This is a genomic window from Pantoea sp. SOD02 (assembly GCF_024707505.1).
GTDB lineage: Bacteria > Pseudomonadota > Gammaproteobacteria > Enterobacterales > Enterobacteriaceae > Pantoea > Pantoea symbiotica.
On record NZ_CP102604.1, the window covers coordinates 1,297,447 to 1,318,233 of the forward strand.

The window sequence follows — 20,787 nt, forward strand, 5'->3', positions numbered from 1 at the left end:
ATACCCATGACTTACTTATTGCGTGGTGCCATCGGTTTTGTGTTTAACTTTGCCACCACCTTCTTTGGTGTGGACTTTTTTGTTCATGTCAGGACATTTGCCGTCTTTACACATCGAATTTTTATGCATCTGCTCTGCAGTCATATTACCCGTATGTGTACCTGAGGTTGCGGCACTGTTGGTATTCATGCTGCCGTTATTAATTTTGCTGTTATCAACGTTATTCGGTGGCAGATTCTGTTTTGCACCACCCGCTGCTGCGCCTGCTTCTGCTGAAGCGTTAGCCGCGCCATTGTTGTCTGCAGCCATTACAGCACCGCTACCTAAAGTCATCGCTGCCGTCAGAAAGATCATTGCAAACTTATTCATCATTATGCTCCAGTAATTAATGGATAGTTGCCGTCAAACACGCACTGGTGTTAATTGACGAAAATAGCGTGCCGCGATGGAATAAAATTCCACCTTATACGCTTCGCTTAAATATTAAATTTTGTAAACACCTAATTCCTTAGTGCTTACATTTAAAAAGCTTAGTGCATAGATATATAAATGCAAACTTGAGATATACATTTTAGCCACGGTGCGTAATTTACACCTACCGCGTGAAGGGCTAAAGTGGGCGGGTTGCGCCCGACGGACGTTGGGCCAGAAATTTGAATGGAATTGTGTATGGATTACCAGAACGACGATTTACGCATCAGAGAGATCAAAGAGTTACTTCCTCCTGTTGCCTTGCTTGAGAAATTCCCCGCCACTGATAAAGCTGCCGAAACCGTTGCGCAGTCACGTCAGGCGATTCACCGCATTTTGCATGGCGAAGATGATCGCCTGCTGGTGGTGATCGGTCCGTGCTCGATTCACGATACCCAGGCTGCGCAAGAGTATGCCGCGCGTCTGCTGAAATTGCGTGATGAGTTGAAAGACGATCTCGAAGTGGTGATGCGCGTTTACTTTGAAAAACCGCGCACCACGGTGGGCTGGAAAGGGCTGATCAACGATCCATTTATGGATGGCAGCTTCCAGATCAACGACGGCCTGCGTCTGGCGCGCAAGCTGCTGGTGGATATCAACGATATCGGTTTGCCTGCAGCGGGTGAGTTCCTCGACATGATCACGCCACAATATATGGCCGATCTGATGAGCTGGGGCGCGATTGGCGCACGTACTACTGAATCGCAGGTGCATCGCGAACTCTCTTCCGGTCTCTCTTGCCCGGTGGGCTTCAAAAACGGCACCGACGGCACCATTAAAGTGGCGATTGACGCGATTGGTGCCGCCAGCGCGCCACACTGCTTCTTGTCGGTCACCAAATATGGTCACTCGGCGATTGTCGAAACCAGCGGTAACGAAGATTGCCACATCATTCTGCGCGGCGGCAAAGAGCCGAACTACAGCGCTGAACACGTGGCGGCAGTGAAAACCGGTCTGGAGAAAGCAGGCTTGCGTCCGCAGGTGATGATCGACTTCAGCCATGCCAACAGCAGCAAGCAGTTCCAGCGTCAGATGGTCGTTTCTGATGACGTGGCGCAGCAAATTGCCGGCGGTGAGCAGGCGATTACTGGCGTGATGATCGAGAGTCATCTGGTGGAAGGCAATCAGAGCCTCGAAAGCGGCAAACCGCTGGTTTACGGCCAGAGCGTGACCGATGCCTGCATCGGCTGGGAAGACACCGAGAAAGCGTTGCGTCAGCTGGCTCAGGCGGTCAAACAGCGTCGCGGTTAAGCCTTGCGGCAATAAAAAAGGCCAGACTCGCGTCTGGCCTTTTTGCGTTTCAGCGGTCGCTTACTTCGCTTTACCCTGGTTTGCTACGGCTGCCGCTTTCGCAGCGATCTCGTCAGCATCACCCAGATAGTAACGTTTGAGCGGCTTGAAGTTCTCGTCGAACTCATACACCAATGGCACGCCAGTTGGGATGTTCAGTTCGAGGATTTCGTCTTCGCTCAGATTGTCGAGGTATTTTACCAGCGCACGCAGTGAGTTGCCGTGTGCAGCAACGATCACTTTCTCACCGCTCTTAATGCGCGGCAGAATGCTTTCGTTCCAGTAAGGAATCACGCGTTCGATGGTCAGCGCCAGGCTTTCGGTGGTTGGCAGCTGTGCGTCAGTCAATGAAGCGTAACGCGGATCGTGGCCAGGGAAACGCTCATCAGCGCGATCCAGCTCTGGTGGGGTGATGGCAAAGCCACGACGCCACTGTTTCACTTGCTCGTCACCGTATTTAGCGGCGGTTTCTGCTTTATCCAGACCTTGCAGCGCACCGTAGTGACGCTCGTTCAGACGCCAGGTTTTCTCAACCGGCAGCCAAGCCTGATCCAGCTCATCCAGCACGTTCCACAGCGTGTGGATAGCGCGCTTCAGCACTGAGGTGTAAGCGAAATCAAACACGAAACCTTCTTTCTTCAGCAGCTGACCGGCTGCTTTGGCTTCGGTGCGACCTTTGTCAGACAGGTCAACGTCGTACCATCCGGTGAAGCGGTTTTCCTGGTTCCACTGGCTTTCGCCGTGTCGCACCAGTACCAGCTTAGTTACGGCCATAGCTTTACTCCTTAATGCTCGATTTACGATTAGTATTGAAACCGGCTGCGGCCACTGAGAAGCGGCTCACTAATAGCGCCATACCATAGCGGAAAACAACGCACGGCGTAAGCCTGTCGGCAGCGCAGTGCGCGTTTTTCATCCGGTGGCTCAGTGCGGCGTGAAGCGATAACGCGTCACGGACTGCCAGCTGTCGCCGGGTTGCAGCCAGCAATCGGGCTGCGGCCACTCTGCATGGTTGGGCGAATCCGGTAAAAATTCGCTCTCCAGAGCGATGCCCTGGAAAGCAGTATAGCTGTCCTGCTCACGGGCGCGTGTTCCCGCCAGATAGTTGCCACTGTAGAACTGCAACGCCGGGGCGGCAGTAAACACGCTCAGCTCCAGCTTGCCATCCGCAGACCACAAATGGGCGGCGGGTTGGCTGCTGTCGCCAGCGGTGTTGAGCAAAAAGGCGTGGTCATAGCCTTTCACCGCTTTTTGATCGTCATCGGCGAGGAACTCATCGGCGACGCGCTTCGGCTGGCGGAAATCAAAACTGTTTCCCGCTACCTCTTTCAGCGGCGCGTTAGGAATACCTTCGCTGTCCACCGGCAAGTAACGATCGGCGTGCAGTTGTAAGCGATGCTGACGCGCATCACCATGATGCGCATCAAGATTAAAGTAAGCATGGTTGGTCAGGTTGACCGGGCAGGGCTTATCGGTTTGCGCTTCGTAGCGAATCGACAGGCAATTATCATCATCAAGTTGATAGATGACATCGGCGATCAAATTGCCGGGATAACCCTGATCGCCATCCGGTGAATCGAGGCGATAGTGCACCTCGCTTTCGCTCTGACTGAGGATCTGCCAGCGACGTTTATCGAAACCTTCCGGCCCGCCGTGCAGCTGATGTGCGCCCTGATTCGCTGCCAGCAACAGATTAAGCGGCTTCAGTTCGGCCGAGGCGATGCGGTTTGCGTAGCGGCCAATCGTCGCGCCAAGATAGGCATCCTGATGCAGATAATCGGACGGCGTGGCGCAGCCGAGCAGCGCTTCACGCACGCTGTGATCCAGCATTGGCACGCGCGCTGACAGCCAGGTCGCGCCCCAATCCATAAAGGTCGCGACCATGCCGTTGCGATTGCGCAGCACAGTGATGCGCCACGGTTGCCCGTCTGGCGCGTGGGAATTCACATCACTTACCATTGGCCTGCTCCTGCGGACGCTTTGCACACGTAGAAGGTCTCTTTGATGCCGGTTTGTGCTTCATACTTCTCGGCCACTACCGCTTTCACCGCATCGACCAGATCGGTCGGCATCAGCGCCACGATGCAGCCACCAAAGCCGCCGCCGGTCATACGCACGCCGCCGCGCGGGCCGATTTCTGCTTTCACAATCTCAACCAGTTGGTCGATTTGTGGCACGGTGATTTCGAAATCGTCACGCATCGAGGCGTGCGATTCGGCCATCAGTTCGCCCATACGTTTCAAATCGCCAGCGCTTAAGGCATCGGCTGCTTCCAGCGTGCGCGCATTTTCGGTAATGACGTGACGCACGCGTTTGGCTACCAATGCATCCAGTTCACCTGCTGAGGCTTCGAATTCTTCCAGCGTCACATCGCGCAGCGCCGGCTTATTGAAGAAACGCGCGCCGGTTTCGCACTGCTCACGACGCGTGTTGTATTCGCTGCCCACCAGGCTGCGACGGAAGTTGGAGTTGATGATCACCACTGCGACATCTTCCGGCATCGATACCGCGCGCGTGCCAAGCGTGCGGCAATCCAGCAGCATGGCGTGATCCGGCTGACCGAGCGCGGAGATCAGCTGATCCATGATGCCGCAGTTGCAGCCGACAAACTGGTTTTCCGCTTCCTGACCGTTCACCGCAATCGCTGCGCCGTCCAGATTCAATGCATACAGCTGCTGGAATACGGTGCCGACCGCCACTTCCAGCGACGCCGAAGAACTCAGGCCCGCGCCTTGTGGTACGTTGCCGCTGATCACCATATCGACGCCACCAAAGCTGGCATCGCGTTTCTGCAGATGTTTCACCACGCCGCGCACGTAATTGGCCCACATTGGCTCTTTCAGCGGCTCGATCGGCGCATCCAGTGAGAAGCTATCCTGCTGATTGTCGTAATCGACGGCAATCACGCGCACCTGACGATCGTCGCGTTTGGCGCAGGCAATCACGGTTTGATAATCGATGGCGCACGGCAGCACGAAGCCATCGTTGTAATCGGTGTGTTCGCCGATAAGATTGACGCGGCCCGGCGCCTGAATGCTGTGCGTGGCTGGATAGCCGAAGGTGTCAGCGAATACCTGTTGAGTAATGGATTTTAATGACATTTATTGCGCCTCGCGGAAATGGACATCGCTGACAGAACGCAGACGTTCAGCTGCCTGTTCCGCCGTTAAATCACGTTGGGTTTCGGCCAGCATTTCATAGCCAACCATAAATTTGCGTACCGTGGCTGAACGCAGCAACGGTGGATAGAAGTGCGCATGCAGCTGCCAGTGATCGTTACTTTCGCCGTTGAACGGCGCGCCGTGCCAACCCATTGAATAGGGGAATGAGCACTGGAACAGGTTGTCGTAGCGGCTGGTGAGCTGCTTGAGCGCCAGCGCCAGATCGGTGCGCTGTGGCTCGGTGAGATCGGTGATGCGTTTCACATGGGCTTTCGGCAGCAGCAAGGTTTCAAACGGCCACGCCGCCCACCACGGCACCACGGCCAGCCAGTGTTCGGTTTCCACCACCGTGCGGCTGCCATCATTCATTTCACGCGCGGCGTAATCGACCAGCATCGGCGTGCCTTTCTCGGCAAAATAGTGACGCTGATGGTCATCTTCTTTCTGCGCTTCGTTCGGCAGGAAGCTGTTGGCCCAAATCTGACCGTGTGGATGCGGATTGGAGCAGCCCATCGCCGCACCTTTGTTTTCAAACACCTGCACCCACGGATAGTGCTGGCCGAGGTCGGCGGTCTGTTCCTGCCAGGTACGCACGATATCTTCCAGTCCGCTCAGCGGCAGCTCCGGCAGCGTTTTGCTGTGATCCGGCGAGAAGCAGATCACCCGGCTGGTGCCACGCGCACTTTCGCAGCGCATCAAAAGATCGTCGCTTTGCGGTGCATCTGGCGTATTGGTCATCAGCGCGGCAAAGTCATTGGTGAACACGTAAGTGCTTTTATAGTTGGGGTTTTTGTCACCGGTAATTCGAGTGTTTCCCGCACAGAGGAAGCAGTCAGGATCGTGCGCCGGCAGCTGCTCCAGCGCCGGGGTTTCCTGCGCGCCTTGCCACGGACGCTTAGCGCGATGGGGTGAGACCAGCACCCATTGATCGATCAATGGGTTATAACGGCGATGCGGATGATCGACCGGGTTAAATTTTTCCATGATGAGTCCTGGTAAACGGCAAACAGATAAAAATGATTTTGATCAAAGTAGCACAAAGACCAGCGTGAAAGCGTGATCCAGTCTGGATAAATGGTATCGTTTACACAAGGTGACGATTCTCATTTTGTGGGGTTATCAGTGCTATTTGCTTACTTACCAGGCAATGAAATGGTAGCGGTTACATTGCCTTCATACTTCGAACTGCTGCTGCGTTGGCTGCGCATGCGCGCCCCAGTCACTTACTGATGTAAGCTCCTGGGGACTTGCCTGCTTGCCGCCTTGCAGCAGCACGAATTATTTTGGCAATGGCTTTATTGCACGGTAGGCCTTCGTAGGGTCGCCATTCATGGCGACCGCTAATTAACGCAGCGACTCTTGCAGAAAACCGTAACCCTGTTCCTGCGCGACAAAACTCAGACGGTGGGTGATGCACTGCGGGGCATCTTCGGCGTGATGGGAAACAAACAGCAGTTGCGTGCGACCTTCGCCAATCAGCACATCGACAAAGCGACGCACCAACTGGCGGTTAATCGGATCCAGTCCTTGCAGCGGTTCATCAAGGATCAATAACGTAGGATGCTTGACCAGTGCGCGCGCAATCAACACCAGCCGCTGCTGTCCCCACGACAAACTGTGGAACGGCGCATCGGCCAGCTGATTATCCATACCGAGCAACGCCAGCCACTGACGCGCCAGCGCTTTTTGCCGATCGGACACCGCCTGATACAAGCCAATCGAATCGAAGAAGCCAGAGAGCACCACGGTGCGCACATTGCAGCTGACGCGATAATCGAGGTGCAGGCTGCTGCTGACATAACCAATGTGCTGCTTGATATCCCAGATGGTTTCACCGCTGCCGCGTCGGATGCCGAACAGCGTCAAATCGTTGCTGTAACCCTGCGGATGATCGCCGGTCACTAAACTGAGCAAGGTAGATTTACCCGCGCCGTTCGGCCCCACGATTTGCCAGTGTTCGCCGGGATTAACCTGCCAGTTCAGGCCATCAATTACCGCTTTATCGTTGTACGACACCACGCCGTTGCGCAGAACCACGCGCGGCGCATCTTCGGCCAGCTGCGGCAATTGATCCGGCTGATCCGCTTCCGGCAGCGCCATGCCCTCGAGTTTCTCGCTGTGTGCCAGCTGTGCCACCAGCGCTTCAGCCAGAATCGCGCGGCGCTCGCCCACGTGGGTTAACGTGCATTCGGCTAATACGCCGACCTTCTCGACAAAATCGGGAATATCATCAAAGCGATTAAGCACCAGCACCACGCTGTAACCGCTTTGATGCAAATCATTGAGGGTTTGCGCCAGGCTGGCGCGCGACGCCACATCCAGCCCATCGAAGGGTTCATCGAGGATCAGCAAATCCGGCTGCGCCATCAGCGCCTGACACAGCAGCGTTTTGCGCGTCTCGCCGGTGGAGAGATATTTGAAGCGACGATCGAGCAGGTAAGTGATGCCAAACTGCTGCGCCAGCGCCTGACAGCGCGCCTCATCTTTCACTTCGTCCTGAATGATTTGCGCGGCAGTGCGGCCGGTATCGTCTTCGCCTTCACTCAGCAGATCGGTGTTATTGCGTTCCCACTCATCGCTGACCAGTTTTTGCAGCTGCTCTAACGAAAGACGCGTGCGGCGCTGAAAATCCTGCTGCACGCTGCCCTTGCCGGGCAGCAACTCGCCGGAGAGGGCGCGCGCCAGTGATGACTTGCCGCTGCCGTTGGCGCCCACGAACGCCCAGCTTTCGCCGCTGTTGAGGGTTAAATCGTTGAGGGAGAGTGCTCGGGTGTCGCTAAGGTGAAACGTGCCTTGCGAAATTTGCAATGAAGCCATGATCTATTCCGTTTTATGCATCGTGTTGCTCAGTTTTAGCCAGCGATGTAGGCGAAGTCAAATCATGGCGTGGATTTCAGAGCAGTGTGGCGATGATGGCGTGTTCGGCATTAAAACTGGCGGTGACGCTGGCACCAACCTGCAGATTCTGCTGTTTCACCGCGTCATTGGTGACGGTAGCGCACAGCGTTTCGCCGCTCGGCAACGCCATCAATACTTCGCTAACCTGATCGCCGGGCGCAATGGCGCTGATCTGCGCGGCCAGTTGATTATCGCTGCTGTCGGCGGCGTGACTGACGTGAATCCACGGCGCTTTAATCAGCACCAGCACCTCTTTACCGCTGTCGAGCTGTAGCCGTTCAGCGCTGCGGGCGGTGATCGCCACCTGCAGGCGCGTCACGCCATCGGCGAGCAGCACCTCAATGTGCTGCTGCACCTGCTGATGATCGCTGGCAAGCACCGTACCAAACAGCTGATTGCGCGCGCTGGTTTGCAGCGAGAAGCGCGCAATTGCCGCCAGCAAACTGTCGAGCGGCAAACTGTCGTTTTGCAGCACATCGAAGGCTTTCTGTTGAATTTGCTCCATCAACTGGAACAGCTGAATCAAGCGCTCGCCATAACGCGTCAGCTGCGCGCCGCCGCCGCCTTTACCGCCGGTCGCGCGATCGACCAGCGTTTGATCGGCCAGCTGATTCATCTCATTGATCGCATCCCAGGCACTTTTGTAGCTGATGCCCGCCAGTTTCGCGCCCTGGCTAATCGAGCCGGTTTGCTGCACGCGTTTCAGTAATTCGATGCGGCGCGGATCGGCAAACAGCTTTTGCTGAAGACGAATATGGAGAGAAAGTTCTGCCTGCATGTCAGCTCCTTAGGTTAATCAGCTCAGTTTACTGCTTAAAAGTAAAAGCACGAAAAGGGCAGTGCGTTTTTTTCGCTAACCGTTACAATCACTTTTTTATTTTCTGCGTGAGGTTTCCATGCTGGAACTGTTAAAAAGCCTGGCTGTGGCTATCATCATGGTGCCGATTGTGATGGCTATTATGCTCGGTCTGATTTACGGCCTGGGTGAAGTTTTCAACGTCATCTCAAAATTTGGCCGCCGCGACGATCGTCCTGCCAACAGCTCACAACACTAATTTCTCAACGCCCGCTTCCTGCGGGCGTTTTGTTTCTGAACTTCTGTAAAATCCTGCCGATATATATCCCATCGTCCAGGTCGACATAAATGGCGACCCTACGTCACCAAATAGCGGCTGACATGCTTTGTGCTCACGTTGTATTATCAAATATATAACGTAACAAGGAGCAACAAATGCAAACAATCAATTACCGCTGGGCTGCTGCAACCGTTTTAAGCGTTTCGTTGGCCGGTCACGCTGTGGCCGCAGAGAAAATTACCGTGTTCGCGGCGGCATCGCTGACCAATGCGCTGCAGGAAATTGCGACGCAGTATCAGAAGAAAAGTGGCGTAGAAGTGGTCTCTTCTTTTGCCTCTTCTTCGGTGCTGGCGCGCCAGATTGATCAGGGCGCACCTGCCGATCTGTTCATCTCTGCCGATCAGCAGTGGATGGACGATGTAGTGGCGAAAAACAGCGTGGTAACCAGCACGCGCTATACGTTGCTTGGCAATGATCTGGTGCTGATTGCACCGAAAAGCGACGCGGCAAAATCGGTCACGATTGACAGCAAAACCGACTGGAAAAGCCTGCTGAAAGGCGAGCGGCTGGCGGTGGGCGATCCGGATCACGTGCCCGCTGGCATTTATGCCAAAGAAGCATTACAAAAACTCGGCGCGTGGGACGTTTTATCTCCGCAGCTAGCGCCGGCTAATAATGTGCGTGCCGCGCTGGCATTGGTTGAGCGTAATGAAACGCCGTACGGCATCGTGTATGGTTCGGACGCGGTGGCCAGCCAAAAAGTGCAGGTCGTGGGACGATTCCCGGAAGATAGCCACAAGCCAGTGGAATATCCGATGGCGATTGTCAAAGAACATCAGAACGCAACGGTAGAAGCCTTCTACAACTATTTGCAGGGGCCGGATGCCGCTGCCGTGTTTAAACAGTATGGATTCACGCCGAAGAAATGATATTGAGCGATCCCGAATGGCAGGCCGTTTTTCTCAGCCTGAAAGTTTCTTGTGTAGCTGTGATCTGCAGCTTGCCGTTTGGCATCATGATGGCCTGGATACTGGCGCGCTGCCGTTTTCCGGGCAAAACCCTGTTGGATAGCATCGTCCATTTGCCGCTGGTGCTGCCGCCGGTGGTGGTGGGTTATCTGCTGCTGATCGCTTTAGGCCGTCGCGGTTTTATCGGCGAATGGCTGTATGACTGGTTTGGCTTCACCTTTGCCTTTAGCTGGCGCGGCGCGGTGATCGCTTCGGCGGTGATGGCGTTTCCGCTGATGGTACGCGCGATTCGTCTTGCGCTGGAAGCGGTGGATACCAAACTGGAGCTGGCCGCCCGCACGCTGGGTGCCGGGCGCTGGCGCGTGTTTTTCACCATCACACTTCCGCTCACCTTGCCGGGCATTATTGTCGGCACGGTGCTGGCCTTCGCCCGCTCGCTGGGCGAATTTGGCGCCACCATCACTTTTGTCTCCAACATTCCCGGCGAGACGCGCACTATTCCGTCGGCGATGTTTACCCTGATTGAGACGCCGGGTGCGGAAGGCACCGCAGCGCGACTTTGTGCGGTGGCGATAGCGTTAGCACTGATGTCGCTGGTGGCGTCTGAGTTGCTGGCGCGCTGGGGCTGTAAACGGCTGGGAGCGGCATAATGCTAAATCTGCATCTTTCTCAGCAGTTGGGCGATCACCTGCTCGACGTCAACGTCAACATTCCCGCCAGCGGCATCACCGCCATTTTCGGCGTATCAGGCGCGGGCAAAACCTCGTTAATTAACGCGATTGGCGGATTAACCCAGCCGCAAAGCGGGCGCATTGAGTTAAACGATCGTCTGCTGTTCGATTCGACAACGCGCGTCAATCTGCCGCCAGAGAAGCGCCGCATCGGCTATGTGTTTCAGGATGCGCGACTGTTCCCGCACTATCGCGTGCGCGGCAATCTGCAATACGGCATGGCGCCCTCAATGAAGCCGCAGTTCAACGCGCTGGTGGCGCTGCTCGGTTTAGAGTCGCTGCTAACGCGTTATCCCGCGTCGCTTTCGGGCGGTGAAAAACAGCGCGTGGCAATTGGCCGCGCTTTGCTGACCGCGCCCGATATTCTGTTGATGGATGAACCGCTGGCATCGCTCGATCTGCCGCGCAAACGTGAGCTGATGCCCTATCTGCAAAAGCTGGCAAAGCAGGTCGATATCCCGATTCTTTACGTGTCGCACAGCCTCGATGAAATCCTGCAGTTGGCAGATAACGTGCTGGTGCTGGATGCCGGCCAGGTGAAAGCTTTTGGTCCGCTGGAGAAAGTGTGGAGCAGTTCGGCGATGCGTCCGTGGCTGCCACTCGCCGAGCGCACCAGCGTGCTGCGCGTGCAGGTGCTGGAGCAGCATCCCGATTACCCGATGACCGCGCTGTCGCTGGGCGATCAGCATATTTGGGTGAGCAGGGTGAATCAGCCGCTGAAAACGCCGCTGCGCATTCGAATCGCCTCGGCCGATGTGTCGTTGGCCTTGCAGCCGCCGCACAATACCTCGATCCGCAATATTTTGCCGGCGCAGGTGGTTGAGCTGCTGGAGATTGACGATCAGGTGGAAGTGAAGCTGCGTATTGGCATCAGCGAGTTGTGGGCGCGTATTTCACCGTGGGCGCGTGATGAGTTGGGGATTCGGCCCGATCAGTGGCTGTATGCGCAGATTAAGAGCGTGTCGATAGCGGCATAACAAAAGGTCACCATAAATGGCGACCCTACAAAACCGCACCAAACATCTGTAGGGTCGCCATTTATGGTGACCGAAATGCGTTGATGCGGAGGGTTAACTAGAGAACTTCCTGATAAATCACTTCGGCGATGCCCGGCTCCAGATTGGTCCCAATCACCTTTTTGGCGCGCGCTTTGATGGCGTCATCGGCATTGCCCATCGCCACGCCTAATCCCACCTGTTCCAGCATGCTGAGATCGTTGTAGTTGTCGCCGAACGCCAGCACGTCTTGCATGCTAAAGCCCTGACTTTCAACCCACTGCGCCAGACGCTTGCCTTTGCTGTTGCCGCCTTTGGCGATATCCACCTGATCGTGCCACGACCATTCACACGCCAGACCGAGTTCGGCTTCGGTGCGTTCAGCAAACTGCTGCAGCGCGCGGGTGTCGGGATGCGACAGCGCGAATTTCCAGATCGAATCAGCGTCAATCGCCGCCTGCGCCAGGCTTGGCACCTGCAGGAACAGCGGACGCTGCGCTTCCGGCAGCGATTGCGCCCAGTTCAGCGTACGCGTCACATGGCCGGTTGGCGTCTGGTAGAGCATCGCATCATCGACATACAGCAGACCGTGGATGTTCTCCTCATCCAGCATCTCGATCACACGCGCGGCTTTGCTTTTATCCAGTGGATCGGCGGCCAGCACCTGTTTCGCCGGATAATCATACAAATAGGTGCCATTACAGCAGATTGCGGGTGTATCCAGCTTAAGTGCCTGATAAAAAGGGTGGATAGCGCAGTGGTGGCGACCGGTGACGATCAACACTTTCACGCCCGCCTGTTGCGCGCGGGCCAGCGCTTCGATGGATTCAGGCAGAATGGTTTTGTTCGGGGTCAGCAGGGTGCCGTCGAGGTCAAGGGCGATTACGCGGTAGCTCATTACACTTTCCGTCCGGGAGTTGGCAAAGCATTGAGTCTACACCCGGCAGCGGCCCTGAGACAAAAAACAGGGCACAAATGAATCCAGCGCGACAAAATGAAACGCGCTACAGTTATCCCTTTCATCAGGCAGCGAATAAGGAAAACGCATGAAACAAGTCGTGTATACCGCCAGTCCCGAGAGCCAGCAGATCCATGCCTGGCAGTTGCAGGAAGATGGCGCACTGACGTTATTGCAGGTAACGGATGTTGCCGGCCAGGTGCAGCCGATGGTGGTGAGCCCGAAGAAAGATTTCCTCTATGTAGGTGTTCGTCCGAATTTTCGCGTGCTGGCGTTCCGCATTGCGGCCGACGGTTCGCTGAGCCTCGCCGGTGAAGCGCCGCTGCCGGGCAGCCCAACTCACATTTCCACCGATCGTCATGGTAATTATCTGTTCTGCGGCTCGTACAACGATGCCTGCGTCAGCATCAGCCCGATTGGCAGCGATGGTTTGCCGCAAGCGCCAAGTCAGGTGATCAGCGGGTTGGACGGTTGCCACTCCGCCAATATCGACCTGAATAACCAAACGCTGTTTGTTCCGGCACTGAAGCAGGATCGCATCTGCCTGTATCAACTGAACGCAGACGGCACGCTGGCCCCGCGTGAACAAGCGCAGGTCACCACCGTTGAAGGTGCGGGTCCGCGTCACATGGCGTTCCACCCTAACGGCGCGTATGGCTACGTGGTGAACGAGCTGGATAGCAGCGTCGATGTCTGGGCGCTGAACAATGTGCACGGCCAGGTTGAGCGGGTGCAGAGCCTCGACATGATGCCGAAGGATTTCAGCGATACGCGTTGGGCGGCGGACATCCACATCACGCCGGATGGCCGTTTCCTCTATGCCTGCGACCGCACCAGCAGCACCATTACGGTGTTCAGCATCAGTGAAGATGGTTCGGTGCTGGCGATTGAAGGTTACCAGCCGACTGAAACCCAGCCGCGCGGCTTTAATATTGATCACAACGGTCAATATCTGGTGGCAGCGGGACAAAAATCGCACCACATCGAAGTGTATAAGATTCAGGAGCGCGGCCTGCTTAATCCGCTGGCGCGTTACGCAGTAGGACAAGGCCCAATGTGGGTGGTAATCCACCAGCTTTGACATCTCGTAGGGTCGCCATTCATGGCGACCAGATGCGCATAAATCTGCTGTAAGGTCGCCATTTATGGCGACCTTTTTTATTACGCGTACTTCACTGTAATCGACGTACTGGCCAGCGCGTGGAAATGCACGTTAAAACCCACCATCGCGCCGCTCGCGCCTTCATCTACGTCAATCTTATCCGTATCCAGCGCATGCACCGTAAAGATGTAGCGATGCGATTCGCCCTGCGGTGGCGCTGCGCCGCCGTAGCCGGTTTGGCCGAAATCGGTGCGCGTCTGAATCGCGCTCTCCGGTAGTTCCGCCACGCCGGAACCGGCGCCCTGCGGCAACTCGGTGACTTCTGCCGGAATGTTCGCTACCACCCAATGCCACCAGCCGGAACCGGTTGGCGCGTCGGGATCGTAGCAGGTGACAACAAAGCTTTTGGTGCCCGCCGGCACATCATCCCACGCCAGATGCGGTGACACATTGTCACCCTGGTAACCCATGCCGTTGAAAACGTGCCGCTCTGGCATCTTATCGCCGTCGTTAAAATCCTGGCTAACTACGCGCATGATCGCTCCTTATTGGTTGTGCAGTGCCCTCAATCATGGTGGAAATGCGCCGCAACATCCAGTGCCGCACCGACCGCTTGCGTCAGTTTCGTCAGTTCGGCGGCAGAAATCAGATAAGGTGGCATCAGATAGATCAATCGCCCAAACGGACGAATCCACACGCCGCGCTCCACGAAGAAGTGCTGCAACGCCGCCATGTTCACCGGCTGGTGGGTTTCGATCACGCCAATCGCGCCCAGCACACGTGCGTTGGCCACCGCGTGATGACCGCGCAGCGGCAGCAGCTCGGCGCGCAGCTGCTGTTCAATCTGTGCCACCTGCGACTGCCAATGCCCTTCATTCACCATTTTCAGACTTTCCACCGCCACCGCGCAGGCCAGCGGATTGCCCATAAAGGTGGGGCCGTGCATAAAGCAGCCCGCTGCGCTGCGGCTGATGGTATCCGCGACTTCACGCGTGGTCAGCGTGGCGGAGAGCGTCATGGTGCCGCCGGTCAGCGCTTTACCGAGGCAGAGAATGTCCGGCGTGATGCCCGCATGGTCGCAGGCAAACAGCTTGCCGCTGCGGCCAAATCCGGTGGCGATCTCATCGGCAATCAGCAGCAAACCGTAGCGATTGCACAGTGCGCGCACCTGCTGCAGATAGCGCGGATGGTAGAAACGCATGCCGCCCGCGCCTTGCACAATCGGCTCCAGAATCACCGCCGCAATCTCGCGATGGTGGATTTCGGCCAGCTGCGCGAAATCGGCGAAATCCGCCTCGTTCCACTCATCATTGAAAGCACACTGCGGCGCGTTGGCGAACAGATGTTCCGGCAGATAGCCGCGCCACAGGCTGTGCATCGAATTTTCCGGATCGCACACCGACATCGCGGCAAAGGTATCGCCGTGATAGCCGCGCTTCAGCGTGAGGAATTTCTGCCGCGTTTGGTTGCGTCCCAACCAGTATTGCAGCGCCATTTTCATCGACACTTCGACGGCGATCGAACCTGAATCGGCGAGGAACACGCACTCCAGCGCCTCAGGCGTCATGGCAACCAGCTGGCGGCTCAGTTCCACCGCCGCCGGATGGGTAATGCCGCCAAACATCACATGCGACATCTGCGTCATTTGCTGCTGTAACGCCTGATTGAGGCGCGGATGGTTGTAGCCGTGAATCGCCGCCCACCACGACGACATGCCGTCCACCAGTTCACGTCCATCGGCCTGCTGCAGCTGGCAGCCGTGCGCCGCCACAACCGGATAACAGGGCAGGGGATCGCGCATCGACGTGTAGGGATGCCAGATATGCTGGCGGTCAAAGTTGAGGTCGTCCTGAGTGAACATGTGAGTTGTAAACCATTTTAAAAAGATTTAGTTTACAAGTATAACCGCGTTAATCGTCGGGATGAACCCCCTTTTTCTGGAGTAAGCAATGGCAAACCGCTGGACACTGACACAAGCTCAGGCACTTTTCGATAAACCTTTCCTTGAGTTGATGTTTGAAGCGCAGCAAGTGCATCGTCAACATTTCGATCCACGTCAGGTGCAGGTCAGCACGCTGCTATCGATCAAAACCGGCGCCTGCCCGGAAGACTGTAAATATTGTCCGCAGAGCGCGCGCTACAAAACCGGTCTGGAATCAGAACGGCTGATGGAAGTGGATGCGGTGCTGGAATCGGCGCGCAAAGCCAAAGCGGCGGGATCGAGCCGCTTCTGCATGGGCGCGGCGTGGAAAAACCCGCACGAGCGCGACATGCCTTACCTGCAGCAGATGGTACAGGGCGTGAAAGCGATGGGCATGGAAACCTGCATGACGCTCGGCACGCTGGATGGCAGCCAGGCACAGCGTCTTGCCGAAGCCGGACTCGATTTCTACAACCACAACCTCGATACCTCGCCAGAGTTCTACGGCAACATCATCACCACGCGCAGCTATCAGGAACGTCTGGATACGCTGGATAAAGTGCGCGGCGCGGGCATCAAAGTGTGTTCCGGCGGCATCGTAGGTCTGGGTGAAACGGTGAAGGATCGCGCGGGCTTGCTGGTGCAGCTGGCGAATCTGCCGACGCCGCCCGAGAGCGTACCAATCAACATGCTGGTGAAGGTCAAAGGCACGCCGCTGGCCGATAACGACGACGTCGAACCCTTCGACTTCATCCGCACCATCGCGGTGGCGCGCATCATGATGCCATCCTCGCACGTGCGCCTTTCAGCCGGTCGCGAGCAGATGAGCGAGCAAACTCAGGCGATGTGCTTTATGGCCGGTGCTAACTCAATCTTCTACGGCTGCAAACTGCTCACCACGCCAAACCCGGAAGAGGATAAAGACCTGATTCTGTTCCGCAAACTGGGCCTGAATCCGGAGCATACCGCGACAACCGCCGGTGACAACGAGCAGCAATATCAGCTCAGCGAGCAGCTGCTGCACGCGGATACCGAGCAGTTCTACAACGCGGCTGTGTAAATGGGCTGGTCACAACGTATCGATCAGGCGCTGGCGGCGCGGCGTGCCGCGGATGGCTGGCGGCTGCGGCGTCCCGTTGAGCACAACAGCGTGCGGGAGATTACGCTCGAAGGGCAGCGCTATCGCCACTTCTCCAGCAACGACTATCTCGGCTTGAGTCAGCATCCGGCGGTAATCGCTGCCTGGCAGCAGGGCGCGGCCGAATCAGGCGCGGGTGCGGGTGCATCCGGTCATGTCACCGGCTACAGCCGCCATCATGCGCAGCTCGAAGCGGAGCTGGCGGACTGGCTTGGCTATTCGCGCGCGCTGCTATTTATTTCGGGATTCGCCGCCAACCAGGCGGTGATCCATCTGCTGGCGGAAAAACAGGATCGCATCTTCGCCGATAAGCTGGCGCACGCGTCACTGCTGGATGCCGCCAGCCACAGCCCGGCGAGCCTGCGTCGCTTTGCCCACAATCAGCCGGAAAGTCTGGCGAAGCTGCTGGCAACGCCGTCGGATGGCGGCACGCTGGTGGTGACCGAAGGCGTGTTCAGCATGGATGGCGACAGTGCACCGCTGGCAGCTATCGCAGAAGAGACGTGGCGCGGTAACGGCTGGCTGCTGGTGGATGATGCGCACGGCATCGGCGTCACCGGTGCGCAAGGGCGCGGCAGCTGCTGGCAGCAGCAGGTCAAGCCGGAACTGCTTATCGTCACCTTCGGCAAAGGGTTTGGCGTCAGCGGCGCGGCGCTGCTGTGTGATGACACCACTGCTGATTATGTCGAGCAGTTTTCACGCCATCTCATCTACTCCACCGCGATGCCACCGGCGCAGTGCTTCGCGTTGCTAGCGGCACTGCGGCAGATTCAACAAGGCGATGCGCTGCGCGAAAAGTTGCATAGCCACATTGCGCGTTTCCGTGCGGGAGCCGCCGATTTGCCATGGCAATTAGGTGCCTCTGCAAGCGCCATCCAACCGCTGATCGTTGGCGAAAACAGCGCGGCGCTGGCGTTGTCGCAGCGGCTGGCGCAGGCCGGCTGCTGGGTAAGCGCCATTCGTCCACCGACCGTGCCGCCGGGCACCGCGCGGCTACGCATCACGCTCACCGCTGCGCATCACACCGATGATATTGATCGTCTGCTGGAGGCGCTGTATGACGCTGCAGGTTAACAAGCAGGCCGTGGCAAACGCTTTTGGTCGTGCGGCTGCGCATTACGAGCAGCACGCGCAGTTACAGCGGCTGAGCGGTGATGCGCTGCTGGCGCTGGCGCCCGCCGGTTTTGGCCCGCATCTGCTGGATGCTGGCTGCGGCACCGGCTGGTATAGCCGTTACTGGCGCGATCGCGGGCGCACGCTGACGGCGCTTGATCTGTCGGCCAACATGCTGCAAACCGCACGCGATCAGCAATCGGCGCAACACTATCTGCTGGGCGATATTGATGAGGTGCCGCTACCAGACGCCAGCGTTGACGGCGTGTGGAGCAATCTGGCGGTTCAGTGGAGCAGCGACTTGCACACCGCGCTGCTGCAGTTTTTACGCGTCACGCGTCCAGGCGGCACGGTACTATTTTCCACGCTGCTCGACGGGTCGCTGCACGAAGTGCATCACGCGTGGGCGCAGCTGGATGGTCGCCAGCACGCCAACCGTTTCCTCAGCGCCGCGCAGTTTGACGCGGCCATCACGACGCTGCCGATCGCTAAGCAGCAGCAGGTTATCACGCTGCATTTTCCCACGGCGCTCAGCGCTATGCGCTCGCTGAAAGGCATTGGTGCCACGCATCTGCACGACGGACGCGGCGCCAGCGTACTGACTCGCGCTCAGCTGGCACAGCTTGAGCAGCACTGGCCGCAGGACGAGGCGGGTTATCGCCTGAGTTATCATCTGATGTATGGAGTTTTAAGCAAATGACACGCTGGTTTATTACCGGAACCGATACCGAAGTGGGCAAAACCGTGGCCAGCGGTGCGCTGCTGCAGGCGGCGAGCGCCGCCGGTTTACGCACCGCAGGCTACAAGCCGGTGGCATCCGGCTGCGAGATCACGCCGCAAGGCATCCGCAACAGCGACGCGCTGGCGTTGCAGCGCTACAGCAGCCTGGCGTTAAGCTATGAGCAGGTGAACCCGCTGGCGTTTGTCGAGCCGACCTCGCCGCATATCATTAGCGCGGAAGAGGGCAGACCGATTACTTTTGCCACGCTTTCAGCAGGCTTGCGCGCGCTGGAGCAGCAGGCGGAATGGGTGTTAGTCGAAGGCGCAGGCGGATGGTTTACGCCGCTGTCGGAGACACAAACGTACGCCGATTGGGTGGAAGCCGAGCAATTGCCGGTGATTCTGGTGGTGGGCGTGAAACTTGGTTGCATCAACCATGCGATGCTCACCGCCGAAGCGGTCAAAACACGCGGATTACGCCTTGCGGGCTGGATTGCCAATGATATTCAACCGCCCGGCAAACGCCATCAGGAGTATATGGCTACGCTGCGTCAGCGCATTGATGCGCCGTTGTTGGGTGAGATCCCGCACCTTAGCGATGAGGCCGAACAGGCGGAATGTGGGCGTTATTTGAGGTTGCCGCAATAAATGAGCCAGGTCGCCATAAATGGCGACCCTACAAAACCACATCAAACACCGTAGGGTCGCCATTTATGGCGACCTGGCTATCTACGTCGCCGTTAACCACTTATTAACGGTGATGTCATCCAGTTGCGCCACTTTGCCATGCGCCACGTTACGCCCACGATGCAGCAGCAGGAAATAGTCGGCGACGCGCCGGACAAACGACACGTGCTGCTCCAGCAGCAAAATGGTTAAACCATACTCACGGTTTAGCCGACGAATCAGATTGCCCATCTCCTCTTCCAGCCATGGCGACATCCCTTCCGTTGGCTCATCCAGAATCACCAGCTTGGGCTGCAGCACCAGCGCACGCGCCAGTGCCAAATGTTGCTGCTGTTCCATCGGCAACTCGCCGCTGCGCTGATGGCGCAATGAATAGAGCGCTGGAAACAGGTCAAAAACCATTTCCGGAATGGCGCGGCTACGATCGTCCTGCGCCGCCATCAGGGCGATCAGCAGGTTATCCTCCACGCTCATCTGCGAGAAAATATGCCGTCCTTGCGGCACGTAACCAATGCCGGTGCGCGCGCGCATTTCGGCCGGTTGCAGCAGCAAATCTTCCGGTGGCGCACCATCTTCCTGCCAGGTCATCGAGCCGCTGTTAATCGGCAGGCGGCCCATAATGCAGTTCACCAACGTGGTTTTGCCCATGCCGGGGCTGCCCAACACACCGGTGCAGGTGCCCGGCGGCAGATCGAGATCCACATCCCACAGAATGTGATTTTGACCGTAAAACTGATTCACCGAACGTAAACTCAGCATCTGACATACTCCTTCCAGATTATTAGCCTGAATGCTCCCGCTCTGTGTCGTCTGGCATACAGTCGTGCACGATTGATGGACACCGCTGTCGTCGGCAAGCGCCGATATGGACTCGTCACTCCATATAGCAAACACTGCAATTCCCAGGCCAGGTTAGGAATTTAACTCTTTCCAGGTCGGAAACCTGACAAATCAACCGCTAAAAGTTGAGAAACGCTTAACAATTGCCGGCGGTGATAAATTAGCTGCACTTTGACGGTGCTGACTGCTTAACGTTTCTGGTGCATTTGATCGTTCGTAAGGCAATAACCGGGGAAATAAATGGTCTTAAAGCCTGGCTTTTCTCCCGGCAAGGAGAGGTAAACAGGGAAAAAGAAGGGTTAATGCGGCACGCAGAAGGAGAAAAATAAATGCGAAAAAATTTTTTTTCGCGCTTAAGAATGGGCGAGAGAAAATTATACACAGCCGATGGGCTCGGGGCTGGATTCACTTATCCACCATTACTGTGGATAACCTTGTGCATTAGCGACTGAAAACCGTGTGCAAGCGAGTAAATTCGCGGCCTTCATACATTATGATGAGAAACTGGGCTTTTGAGTCAATGTCAGTTAAAACAGCAGGTTAGTTAAAATCAAGCATGCGAATTATCTGGCTTGTCATCGGACTGCAATTTAATGACACTCTATTGACAAATGTTAAAAGCGTCCTCCGCTTGGGGATAACATTGCGCAACAAGAGCTTGCTGGCTGCCGCTTAAATTGCACTGAAGAAAATCGGCTTCAGGTTCCATTATCGTGCA

The 20,787-nt window shown here is 56.8% G+C and carries 21 protein-coding genes; 10 read left to right on the plus strand and 11 right to left on the minus strand.

What is annotated here, in order from left to right:
- Nucleotides 1-15 precede the first annotated feature (15 nt).
- Complete coding sequence (locus tag NR302_RS06015; RefSeq protein WP_374990637.1) at nt 16-372, minus strand: YbgS-like family protein; 357 nt, start codon at nt 370-372, stop codon at nt 16-18.
- Nucleotides 373-669: 297 nt separating this feature from the next.
- Here NR302_RS06015 and aroG point away from each other — a divergent pair, with 297 nt between their 5' ends.
- Entirely contained in the window at nt 670-1,722 is a 1,053-nt protein-coding gene (gene aroG / locus NR302_RS06020; protein ID WP_008109046.1) for a 3-deoxy-7-phosphoheptulonate synthase AroG, read from the plus strand.
- A gap of 60 nt (nt 1,723-1,782) precedes the next feature.
- On the opposite strand, the gene gpmA is transcribed toward aroG, so the two are convergent.
- From gpmA to modE, 6 genes are all read right to left on the minus strand, one after another.
- Nucleotides 1,783-2,535 carry a 2,3-diphosphoglycerate-dependent phosphoglycerate mutase gene (gene gpmA, locus NR302_RS06025; RefSeq protein ID WP_008109047.1) on the minus strand — a complete coding sequence of 251 codons (753 nt, stop codon included), beginning with the start codon at nt 2,533-2,535 and terminating at the stop codon, nt 1,783-1,785.
- A 150-nt stretch (nt 2,536-2,685) separates the two neighbouring features.
- Nucleotides 2,686-3,720: a galactose-1-epimerase gene (galM, locus tag NR302_RS06030; RefSeq protein WP_061717349.1), complete on the minus strand. Its 1,035-nt coding sequence runs from the start codon at nt 3,718-3,720 to the stop codon at nt 2,686-2,688.
- Complete coding sequence (galK, locus tag NR302_RS06035; RefSeq protein WP_154153312.1) at nt 3,714-4,862, minus strand: galactokinase; 1,149 nt, start codon at nt 4,860-4,862, stop codon at nt 3,714-3,716. Before galK ends, galM begins: the two co-directional genes overlap by 7 nt.
- Nucleotides 4,863-5,906, minus strand: coding sequence for a galactose-1-phosphate uridylyltransferase (gene galT / locus NR302_RS06040; RefSeq protein ID WP_008109054.1), 1,044 nt, complete (start codon nt 5,904-5,906; stop codon nt 4,863-4,865).
- 360 nt (nt 5,907-6,266) lie between these two features.
- A complete protein-coding gene (gene modF / locus NR302_RS06045) occupies nt 6,267-7,739 on the minus strand; it encodes a molybdate ABC transporter ATP-binding protein ModF (RefSeq protein ID WP_258144782.1) in 1,473 nt (490 codons plus the stop codon).
- A 76-nt stretch (nt 7,740-7,815) separates the two neighbouring features.
- Nucleotides 7,816-8,598, minus strand: coding sequence for a molybdenum-dependent transcriptional regulator (gene modE, locus NR302_RS06050; RefSeq protein ID WP_258144783.1), 783 nt, complete (start codon nt 8,596-8,598; stop codon nt 7,816-7,818).
- A 118-nt stretch (nt 8,599-8,716) separates the two neighbouring features.
- Between modE and NR302_RS06055 the strand changes: the two genes are divergently transcribed.
- The 4 genes from NR302_RS06055 to modC all read left to right on the plus strand — a co-directional run bounded on the left by NR302_RS06055 (nt 8,717) and on the right by modC (nt 11,572).
- Nucleotides 8,717-8,875, plus strand: a complete 159-nt coding sequence (locus NR302_RS06055) for an AcrZ family multidrug efflux pump-associated protein (protein WP_007890616.1) — start codon at nt 8,717-8,719, stop codon at nt 8,873-8,875.
- A gap of 176 nt (nt 8,876-9,051) precedes the next feature.
- Nucleotides 9,052-9,825 carry a molybdate ABC transporter substrate-binding protein gene (gene modA, locus NR302_RS06060; protein ID WP_258144784.1) on the plus strand — a complete coding sequence of 258 codons (774 nt, stop codon included), beginning with the start codon at nt 9,052-9,054 and terminating at the stop codon, nt 9,823-9,825.
- Nucleotides 9,822-10,514: a molybdate ABC transporter permease subunit gene (gene modB, locus NR302_RS06065; protein ID WP_258144785.1), complete on the plus strand. Its 693-nt coding sequence runs from the start codon at nt 9,822-9,824 to the stop codon at nt 10,512-10,514. Before modA ends, modB begins: the two co-directional genes overlap by 4 nt.
- Nucleotides 10,514-11,572 (plus strand): molybdenum ABC transporter ATP-binding protein ModC, encoded by a 1,059-nt coding sequence (gene modC / locus NR302_RS06070; RefSeq protein ID WP_179451539.1) that lies wholly within the window; start codon nt 10,514-10,516, stop codon nt 11,570-11,572. The genes modB and modC overlap by 1 nt, the downstream gene beginning before the upstream one ends.
- Nucleotides 11,573-11,669: 97 nt before the next feature.
- Here modC and NR302_RS06075 read toward each other — a convergent pair whose 3' ends face one another.
- A complete protein-coding gene (locus NR302_RS06075; RefSeq protein WP_008109070.1) occupies nt 11,670-12,488 on the minus strand; it encodes a pyridoxal phosphatase in 819 nt (272 codons plus the stop codon).
- 148 nt (nt 12,489-12,636) lie between these two features.
- Here NR302_RS06075 and pgl point away from each other — a divergent pair, with 148 nt between their 5' ends.
- Nucleotides 12,637-13,629, plus strand: a complete 993-nt coding sequence (gene pgl / locus NR302_RS06080) for a 6-phosphogluconolactonase (protein WP_258144786.1) — start codon at nt 12,637-12,639, stop codon at nt 13,627-13,629.
- 80 nt (nt 13,630-13,709) lie between these two features.
- Here pgl and NR302_RS06085 read toward each other — a convergent pair whose 3' ends face one another.
- Nucleotides 13,710-14,186: a kinase inhibitor gene (locus NR302_RS06085; protein WP_258144787.1), complete on the minus strand. Its 477-nt coding sequence runs from the start codon at nt 14,184-14,186 to the stop codon at nt 13,710-13,712.
- 29 nt (nt 14,187-14,215) lie between these two features.
- Entirely contained in the window at nt 14,216-15,511 is a 1,296-nt protein-coding gene (gene bioA, locus NR302_RS06090; protein ID WP_258144788.1) for an adenosylmethionine--8-amino-7-oxononanoate transaminase, read from the minus strand.
- Nucleotides 15,512-15,599: 88 nt separating this feature from the next.
- On the opposite strand from bioA, the gene bioB reads away from it, so the two are divergent.
- From bioB to bioD, 4 genes are read left to right on the plus strand one after another with little or no spacing between them, the layout of a single operon-like run.
- On the plus strand, nt 15,600-16,631 hold the full coding sequence (gene bioB / locus NR302_RS06095) for a biotin synthase BioB (RefSeq protein WP_007890608.1): 1,032 nt from the start codon (nt 15,600-15,602) through the stop codon (nt 16,629-16,631).
- Nucleotides 16,632-17,783, plus strand: a complete 1,152-nt coding sequence (bioF, locus tag NR302_RS06100; RefSeq protein WP_258144789.1) for an 8-amino-7-oxononanoate synthase — start codon at nt 16,632-16,634, stop codon at nt 17,781-17,783.
- Complete coding sequence (gene bioC / locus NR302_RS06105) at nt 17,767-18,522, plus strand: malonyl-ACP O-methyltransferase BioC (RefSeq protein WP_258144790.1); 756 nt, start codon at nt 17,767-17,769, stop codon at nt 18,520-18,522. Before bioF ends, bioC begins: the two co-directional genes overlap by 17 nt.
- Nucleotides 18,519-19,190: a dethiobiotin synthase gene (gene bioD, locus NR302_RS06110; protein WP_258144791.1), complete on the plus strand. Its 672-nt coding sequence runs from the start codon at nt 18,519-18,521 to the stop codon at nt 19,188-19,190. The genes bioC and bioD overlap by 4 nt, the downstream gene beginning before the upstream one ends.
- Nucleotides 19,191-19,271: 81 nt before the next feature.
- On the opposite strand, the gene NR302_RS06115 is transcribed toward bioD, so the two are convergent.
- The gene (locus tag NR302_RS06115; protein WP_258144792.1) at nt 19,272-19,988 is read right to left on the minus strand and encodes an ABC transporter ATP-binding protein; all 717 of its coding nucleotides are present in this window, start codon (nt 19,986-19,988) and stop codon (nt 19,272-19,274) included.
- Between the last annotated feature and the right edge of the window lie 799 nt (nt 19,989-20,787).